Source organism: Endozoicomonas sp. (assembly GCF_031844845.1).
Taxonomy (GTDB): Bacteria; Pseudomonadota; Gammaproteobacteria; order Pseudomonadales; family Endozoicomonadaceae; genus Endozoicomonas.
In genome coordinates, this window is record NZ_JAVRMB020000154.1 from 22,009 (window position 1) to 29,747 (window position 7,739).

The 7,739-nt window shown below is 47.7% G+C and carries 12 protein-coding genes; 6 read left to right on the forward strand and 6 right to left on the reverse strand.

Annotation, left to right across the window (positions count from 1 at the left end; all coding sequences use genetic code 11):
* The first annotated feature begins 36 nt into the window (after window positions 1–36).
* The 6 genes from RM811_RS07860 (at window position 37) to RM811_RS07885 (ending at window position 4,368) form a co-directional block, all read left to right on the forward strand.
* A complete protein-coding gene (locus tag RM811_RS07860; RefSeq protein ID WP_402522630.1) occupies window positions 37–2,034 on the forward strand; it encodes a TyeA family type III secretion system gatekeeper subunit in 1,998 nt (665 codons plus the stop codon).
* A 50-nt stretch (window positions 2,035–2,084) separates the two neighbouring features.
* Entirely contained in the window at window positions 2,085–2,339 is a 255-nt protein-coding gene (locus RM811_RS07865; RefSeq protein WP_402522632.1) for a hypothetical protein, read from the forward strand.
* A 12-nt stretch (window positions 2,340–2,351) separates the two neighbouring features.
* On the forward strand, window positions 2,352–2,720 hold the full coding sequence (locus RM811_RS07870) for a hypothetical protein (protein WP_402522634.1): 369 nt from the start codon (window positions 2,352–2,354) through the stop codon (window positions 2,718–2,720).
* Window positions 2,721–2,812: 92 nt separating this feature from the next.
* A complete protein-coding gene (locus RM811_RS07875; RefSeq protein WP_402522636.1) occupies window positions 2,813–3,244 on the forward strand; it encodes an EscI/YscI/HrpB family type III secretion system inner rod protein in 432 nt (143 codons plus the stop codon).
* 219 nt (window positions 3,245–3,463) lie between these two features.
* Window positions 3,464–3,847, forward strand: coding sequence for a hypothetical protein (locus RM811_RS07880; RefSeq protein WP_402522638.1), 384 nt, complete (start codon window positions 3,464–3,466; stop codon window positions 3,845–3,847).
* An 80-nt stretch (window positions 3,848–3,927) separates the two neighbouring features.
* Window positions 3,928–4,368, forward strand: coding sequence for a hypothetical protein (locus RM811_RS07885; RefSeq protein ID WP_402522640.1), 441 nt, complete (start codon window positions 3,928–3,930; stop codon window positions 4,366–4,368).
* Between the two features lie 15 nt (window positions 4,369–4,383).
* Here the strand turns inward: RM811_RS07885 and RM811_RS07890 are convergent, their stop codons facing one another.
* The 6 genes from RM811_RS07890 to RM811_RS07915 are packed head-to-tail and all read right to left on the reverse strand — an operon-like array spanning window position 4,384 to window position 7,548.
* On the reverse strand, window positions 4,384–4,743 hold the full coding sequence (locus RM811_RS07890; RefSeq protein ID WP_402522642.1) for a helix-turn-helix transcriptional regulator: 360 nt from the start codon (window positions 4,741–4,743) through the stop codon (window positions 4,384–4,386).
* Window positions 4,744–4,758: 15 nt separating this feature from the next.
* Window positions 4,759–5,196 carry a hypothetical protein gene (locus RM811_RS07895; protein WP_402522644.1) on the reverse strand — a complete coding sequence of 146 codons (438 nt, stop codon included), beginning with the start codon at window positions 5,194–5,196 and terminating at the stop codon, window positions 4,759–4,761.
* 49 nt (window positions 5,197–5,245) lie between these two features.
* Window positions 5,246–5,962, reverse strand: a complete 717-nt coding sequence (locus RM811_RS07900) for a Rha family transcriptional regulator (protein WP_402522647.1) — start codon at window positions 5,960–5,962, stop codon at window positions 5,246–5,248.
* Between the two features lie 33 nt (window positions 5,963–5,995).
* Window positions 5,996–6,316, reverse strand: coding sequence for a hypothetical protein (locus RM811_RS07905; RefSeq protein ID WP_402522649.1), 321 nt, complete (start codon window positions 6,314–6,316; stop codon window positions 5,996–5,998).
* Window positions 6,317–6,325: 9 nt separating this feature from the next.
* Window positions 6,326–6,802, reverse strand: coding sequence for a single-stranded DNA-binding protein (locus RM811_RS07910; protein ID WP_402522651.1), 477 nt, complete (start codon window positions 6,800–6,802; stop codon window positions 6,326–6,328).
* Window positions 6,803–6,804: 2 nt separating this feature from the next.
* A complete protein-coding gene (locus RM811_RS07915) occupies window positions 6,805–7,548 on the reverse strand; it encodes a hypothetical protein (protein WP_402522654.1) in 744 nt (247 codons plus the stop codon).
* Between the last annotated feature and the right edge of the window lie 191 nt (window positions 7,549–7,739).

The following is a 7,739-nucleotide window of genomic DNA, read 5'->3' on the forward strand; positions in this document are numbered from 1 at the left end:
CTTTCAGGTTGGCTCTTTCTTGTATAGAGGGAAGAAATGAGCAATCCAATTGGAGGGATTCAACAACCTCCCGTGCAGAGCTTAATTAATGCTGGCGGCAGTGCTGCAGTGGCTGGGAAGGCTGGGCAGCGGGCGGGCCAGCAGGTTCTTGCCTCCAATGTATCCTCGCCACTTTCACAAAGCACCGATATTGCTGAAGAAATCGGTATGGCGAAAAGCCAGTTTAAAAAGATGGACGATCGCAAGTTAACGAAAGGCGATTCACGCAATGCGAAAATGCTTGAGCTGATTCGCAAAATCCAGTCCATTGAGCAAATTCAGGGTGTTGATGACTTTAAAGACAGGCTGACCAACAACCCAAATTCAAATCTCAATCGCAAAGACTATCAACATCAGGCTGAAAATAATTTTGATGATGTTTTTCATCAGTATATAGCGCTCTATGAAACGGCAGACGCTTATGAAGCCCTGCATGGTGAAGGTTCTGCTGCTGAGATATATGGAGCCATTGAGGCGCTTGAAAGCAACAATCAACAGGCCATCCAAATTGGCCTCAATCTTACCGAAGAGGCGGCCAGCCTTTTAGCAGAAAAGCAGTTGGGCACGTCCCTTACTGATGTTCGTCAGGAATATTTTGATCATGTTAAGGATCATAAAACGCTGGCTACTGCTTATACTGACATCATCAAGCGCCACGGTGTGGGTGAGGGTAACTTTGAAACTGCAGTGGATATACAGCTGAAACTTCTGGGGGCTGACCTGAATTGTTTGACGTCCTCAACAGAAGAAGCTCACTTACGCTCGGTTATCAATGATATGACCCATTTAAAAAGGCTTGTGGGTATCCATGACAGCTGTATGGAAACTCAGGAACAGATCAGCAGGGCGCCGCATAATATTCCGCTCGCAGGGCATGAGTATATGGGCAGGATGCTGGGGATGCTTGATAAACAGTGGATTACAGAAGCTGACTTTTCTGGTTTGTCCCGTCAAATGGGCATTAATGAACTGGCTACAGAAACATTCTTTATGAATAAAACGGCAGATTTGATTCGTGATATACCGGATGAAATATTCGCCAATACTGAAACCAAACAGAATATGAGGGCGGCCATTCAGGAAGTGCAGGATGTATTAGCCATTCAGGAAGAAGGTGACGGAAAATCAGTGGACGAAAACCATGGCGTCGTTGGAGAAGTGTTACTTTCAGGTGGCATTCTGGACGATATTGCGATCCCGATGGGTATTAATCTTCCTGGCGTGACAGACAATATAATGCCTGAAGTTATGCAGTCAGGTGAACCTTCTCAGGATTCTGCGACTGTCCCGGATAAGTCCACTGATCTGGACGGATCTTCGAGTAAAGTGCCTGAAGCAACTCAGGAACCAGCAAACAGCAAGCCCGTTGAAATCGCGGTCAAGGGGAGTCTGGATGGCCTTTCCAATAAAGAACTCAGGGCCAGACAGGATGTGGATATTGCACGAGCGGCAGAACTGACCCAGACAAAAGGCGAGAAATACGTTGTTGACAGCTCCCTGACCGCACTGAAGGATTCGCTGGCTCATGGTGCTGATGCTGACAATATTCTGAGGTCATTAAACAGTATTGCCAAAGCCCGGGGCGGACAATTTGCTAAAGGCCTGAAAATAGCCATTACCCCGAAAGGAAGTGACAAGCCCTTAAATCTTATCCCTCCAGGGGAGGAACTTAGAGGTGTGGCGAATCTTGAGGAGCTGGTGAAAACAGCGCTCACCGTATTGGAAGAGCATGAGGTAGCGAATTTCAGTAATTACAATCCTGGCGATATAGAGAAAGAGCTGGACAAACTTAAAGAGTCGATTTCTCTCATGGACTCAAGAATGACGTCCAAGCCGCGAGGACGCTCAAAGGGAGAAAAACAGTATAATCAGCTTGAGTATTCGCGGAAATTCAATATTAGAGCTGATCAGCCGGCGGCTACCGTTGAAGCTACGCTTGATCCACCGAAAGATCCGTCAGTATCTTCAACGAATCAGATGCAGGACCTGCTTTAATTAGATGAAATGCCTGCTAGGGTACGGCAGATTATGTAGCGGCTAAAGCCATGGAAAAAATAGATGGGGAGCGCTACGACAATACTGAAGGGCTGATGAGGGATATTACTTCACTGGCAGGCCCGCCAGCGCAACTGGAGAAGCTGCTTGATTATATGAACTTTGTTACAGAGTCAAAAATGTCAATTCTATTATTAGATGGAAGAGAAGAAGTGATCAAAGATTATATACAGTCTCTTTGCGACAATAAGCTGCCAAATGCTTTTGATACAGTGACTGGAACTGATATCTCAGTGAGAAATTAAAGGGGTGAGGGAATGGATTGGCGCAATAACGTTCTTGCTGAAGTTGGCGAAGGAATGGAAATCAATGGTCTGGACTTTGGCGATACCGGGGTTGTCTGTTTTCAGTTTGAACAAAGTGGCTCGCTTTATATGGAGCTCAAGGAATCAGGTATATTAATGTATCTGGCCCGTGAAATGGATGGTTTCAATAGCCTGCCAGTTTTAGAGCAGGCACTGAAAGAGTGCCATTATAAAAAGAGTTTTCCATTTTCCTTGCAGGTAGGCATTCAAAATAATCAATTGTTTATCTGTTTGTTTCTGCCTGACGGTGATTTCAGTCGTCCGGGAGTAGAAAGTGCAATACAGTTTCTGATGTCCAGGATGGAAGAGCTAAAATTATAATCAGAAAAAAGGGAGAAATATAAAAGCTGTATTTGAAGTAGCGAAGAGGATTATTAGTACCTCAAAACCAATAATAAACAGAGGTTACTATCATGGCGGACAATCTTATCAAGACCGGTGAGCTTGCTGAGAAGGCTTTGGAAAAAACTCAGGAAGGTTCCGCTAACCCGGAACAACCTGAGGAAGGGGCGGCAGGGCGTTTTGCTGATCTGCTTTCTGGTAAAACTCCCGATGGGGCTTCACAGGCTGCCAATTTCAAGCCGATTGAAGTCACCGCAAACCCGAATGCTCCTGCCTTAACGCTCGGAGATAAAGTTCTTCAAGGGATGCAGGGGCTGAGGGATCATGTGGAAAGCAAGGCTGATCTGGTCAAAAAACACCTGGAGCCCGGTGAGGCCATGGGCATGAAGGATATGTTCAAGACCCAGATGGCCATGACAAACCTGATGATTACCGAGGATTATATCGGGAAAATCGTCAGTAAAAGTACTCAGACTTTTGATACTTTGCTGCGAAATCAGTAACATCGTTTCAACTCCATTTATCCAAACGATCGTCCATTAAACTCCATAACGATCAAAGTCATTGAAAATAAAGGTTTTTCAATGACTTTCCTTTCCTCTCTTATATTACTTGTTTGTCTGTTGAGAACTAATAGTGACAGATTTTGTCCATTGTTTTGTGCACCAGAATGGCAATATTGTTGTGTACCATAAAAATCTGTGTACCAATTCATGCTGGAGATGCCAGCAAATGAAATCAGGCCCACTCATATTGTCGATATTATTTCCCGGCTTATTCATGAGGTGCAGGTGGGGCCGCAGTGTAACAGGGTAAGAAGTATGCTCTCAGCGGCATTTGGTTGGGGAATTAAACATGATCATAATCCCTTGTATCAAACCAAACAACGTAAGCATCTGAAATATCAATTAGAGTACAATCCGGTACAGAATATCCCTGCTCAGGGGCATTTGGAAAAGGCTGGTAAGGGCCAGTTGACGGATCGGCAGATATGGGAAGTGTGGCATTTGGCTCCGACCATTATGGGAAAGCCTGGTCTGGTTGCGCAGTTGCTTTTGGCTTTGGGTGGTGTCCGTCAGGAGCAACTGATCCCTGGGAGAAGGTAAAGCTGGAGGGGAGCTACCCTTATATTTTGCTGTCCAACGCTAAAGGCAGATCCAATTATACCGTAGGAGGGCGAGACTATATGGTGCCCTTAAACGAGACGGCGGTGGCATTGTTTACCCATTTGAAAAGACTTTATGGTCATTGTGTTTATCCGTTTCCTGGTGGTACAACCGGGCATGAATCTCTGGACAAGTATATGTCTTATGCTGCATTTAATCGGCCTCTGAGTCGGTTTCAGAAGCATTTAAAGAATGTCATAGGTTCGCCCTCTGGCTGGTTTACGATTGGTATGATTCGCGGCAGTATCTCCACCCGGATGAATGAGGCGGGCGTTCCAAAAATGATTAAGGAGAAGATCGCCGGACATAACCAGAGGGACGTAACGACGACCCACTATGATATGTGGGACTACAAGATGGAGAAGAGAGACGCTGCGGGGTTGTGGGAGTCTTATCTGAAAAAAATTATCAGTCTGCCCTATGAGGAAGTGACAGACCGGTTATCGGAAGAAATGGTGTAGCAAGGGGGGCTGGCTTCACCAGTCCCGTTTGCCCTCAATCCATTGTAGGACTTCAGCTTTTCTCCAGGCCACCTTGCGGGGGCCCAGTTGTATTTTTGGCGGGAAGGAGCCATGGGTCACATAGTTATTGATAGAGGCCCTGCAGGCTTTGGTCAGTTTTAATACCTCGTCCATTCGGATCAGTTCTTCTGCCTCTTCCATGGCGTTTTTCTGAAAGCCTCGTTCCAATGCCGAGTAGAGGGTGACCACTTCACCGTTGGTCAGTTCTACAAATGGAATGCCCAGTTTATGCAGGTTTTGCACAACTTCTTTCTTGCTGGAGAGATTCATCCATTGTGACAGGGATTTAAGATTAAACAGCAGTCCATTATCCATGCAATGTCCCCCTTATTAAAAAAAGTTCAAAATGTCATATCCCAATACCGGCTGGGCATTGCTGGTGGTCAGTCGTTTACTGCTGTGGTTGTGGAATGTTATTTCTGAGGGATCGTACATCAGACCGTACTGCCAGCCCTGATCGGTCAGCAGGTATTTTCCCCGCTTACCCTGGCCGGTCCATCTGATAATGCGATGTTTTTCCAGTACCTCCACCACGTACTGGCGGCTTCTGCCGATAAACTCGCCCAGCTCAACCAGAGAGAAGTAGTCATCCAGTTCGTAGCGGTTTCGCTTGCGCTTTTGTTTTCGGTGAACTGGCTCAACATCCGCATCCGAGCCTATTTCCACTGGGTCAGTATGGTGGGTTTCCTGATCAATCAAACTGTTCGTTGATTCATCACCGGAAATGGTTGGGCTCAGAAGGTCCAGTACTGTTTGGTACCACTTCACCTGTTTAACCGGGGTACCGCAGTTGTGAGCTTTTCCGGTATCGAGGATTTCACAAAGGGATTTCACAAAGGGGCTGGCCCTGATCGGTGGGTATCCATTGGTTGTCGATTTTGTTCTGGAGCCCTGCTGCTTCCAGCAGCTTGTTCACTTCCCTGGGGTTGGTGGGTGGTGTCATCATCTGGCCGAGCTGGGTGGGCGTAAAGGTCATGACCTGAACGGGAGCTGATAGTGATTTCTGGCCCATTGCTTCCAGTGGTGAGAAGCCAATCATGTTTCGGGTGGCGTGATCCGCTGAGATGAGAGCCGCATTTCCCGAGAATCCAAAAGCTTTGGCCATATCCAGGGCTTTCTCGGATACCGATATTTGATAAAGAGGGTTAGCGGATGGCTCGGGTTCTTTTTGTTGTTGGACTAACGGAATGGACTTGCCGGATTCCAGTTCAAACCATCGGTGGATGACTGCTGCCCGACGCTTAACATCGTATCCGGTTATCAGGATTTCAGTTTCAAACCGGGGCAGCAAATATTCATTTTGCTTGCGATTCATAGTGTCCAGGTAGGTGTGTCCATATTTGGACGCATCTTTCTCCAGTTCATTCATCATGTTTTCAATGTCACGTCGGACATGCTGATGCTGCTTTTCTGTCAGCTCAGCAATCTCACGGCTGGACATAACTTGTGTTTTGCTTTTCTCAACCAGTTCATTAGGGAGGAGTCCATATTTTACGCTGCTGGTGTCTGTCGTGGTCTTAGTCGTGCTGTCCACTGCGTTCCCCGTCTTATTTTTTTCGCATTCAGGTCAGTGAGTACTGCCAGTCATGTGCACGACAGGATTCTGATTGTCCCTGATGCGTTGCAGGATCAGGCCGGTGATCAGCATGGACTGAGACAGCGCCTGTTCATTATTGATGCCGACGGTGATGGCCACGATCAGAGCGGTCATTTCGATCATGACAGTTTCCACATCCAGTGGTTGACCATCCATTTCATCGCTGAGTCGGTCGGCAATTATCAGTTTTTCTGCCAGTTCGGCTTCTTCTTTTTCTGTGCTGTAGCCCTGGGCTTTCTTTTGTTTGATTTCCATGGCAAGTGCCAGGTCGTCTGCATTCAGCTGGTTCATGGCTTTTCCTCAGAATGGAATTGATTTGTCGTATTGGTCGTACTGCTCCTGCGCAGGCTGGGGTTGCTGGTGGCCTCCGTTGCTGGCGTTGGCGTATTGGTTGTTTTGCTGTGGTGCGCTGGTGTTCTGGTTTTGCGGGTGGGTATCCAGAAACTGGAGAGAGCCATTGAATTGATCCACGATAATGTCGGTGGCATGGCGCTTCTGACCGCTCTGCTTATCCTCCCATTCCCGATAAACCAGCTCGCCTTCTACGTAGAGCTTGCTGCCCTTGGTCAGAAACTGCTGGGCAAATTCCGCCATCTTTCCGTAGACCTTGACGCTGTGCCATTGGGTTTTCTGCTGGCGCTGTCCCTGTTTGTCTTTATAGGTGTTGCCGGTGGCCACCGAGAGCGTAGTGAGTTGTGAGCCATCGGGAAAAAACCGGCTTTCCGGATCTTTCCCTAAACGACCAATGACCATTACTTTATTCAGGTCTCTCGCCATGATCAGGCTTCCTTTAGTTGCAGTTGGGTAGTCGGGGTTTTGATGCTGGTGCGGCGGATGATCAGTTCTACGTGGTATTCGTTGCCATTCTGGTCAAAGCGGTAGCAATCCAGCGAGCCTTTACCGAGCCACTTTTCCATGGCGTAAATGTCGTCGGTGATGATTTCTTCCGTTACATCGCTATCGGTGTAGAGCAGATCGGGCTGGTCTTCTGCTTTCTCTGGTGTTGGCTCGGGTGCCGTTGCTATCTCATTGTCGTATTGTTCCTGTCGCTTGTGTTCCTCAAAGCGCAGGGCTTCAGCTTCTTTACGGTCCGCTTCTGCCTGTCTTGCTGCTTCGGCCTGAGCCTTTTGCTGTTCTTCCCGGCGTATTTGCTGGCGATGGGCTTCCAGCTTGCTTTCTTCTTCCTGACGGATACGTTCACGCTCGGCTTCAAGGCGGTTGGCTTCGGCTTCTTTGTGTTCACCGATGCGGACTTTGATCAGGGCCGTGAGGTCGTCGTGGTCTTTGCCGATGATGTGTTGCAGGTCGTTGAACAGGAAGCGGTGGTCTGCGGCCAGTTCGTGGTAGGTGCTCAGGTTTTTTGACAGGTGGCGTTCCAGCTCCACCGCCTGAATTTTTGCTTTGGCCAGGGCATCGTTGATGGCTTCCTGCATTTTGGTGAATGAGGATTTGCCCTTGATGGCGGCGGCAAAGTCGCTATTGATGCTGCCAATCGGCAGGGATGCCGGGAAATCTCCAATCAATTTTTGCCACCCTCACTGCGGCCTCATTTTTGCAGATAGTCAATAATTGCAAAAGGGCATAGCCTGCCATCTTTATATGCATCCATCGTAACAATGTTCTGAGCTTTTTCTGCCAGAGATGTTTGCACCCAAATTGATGTTTCAGCTGCTGAAACATTGGCTCAATTGGCCACCTTTTTGAGTAAGCCAAT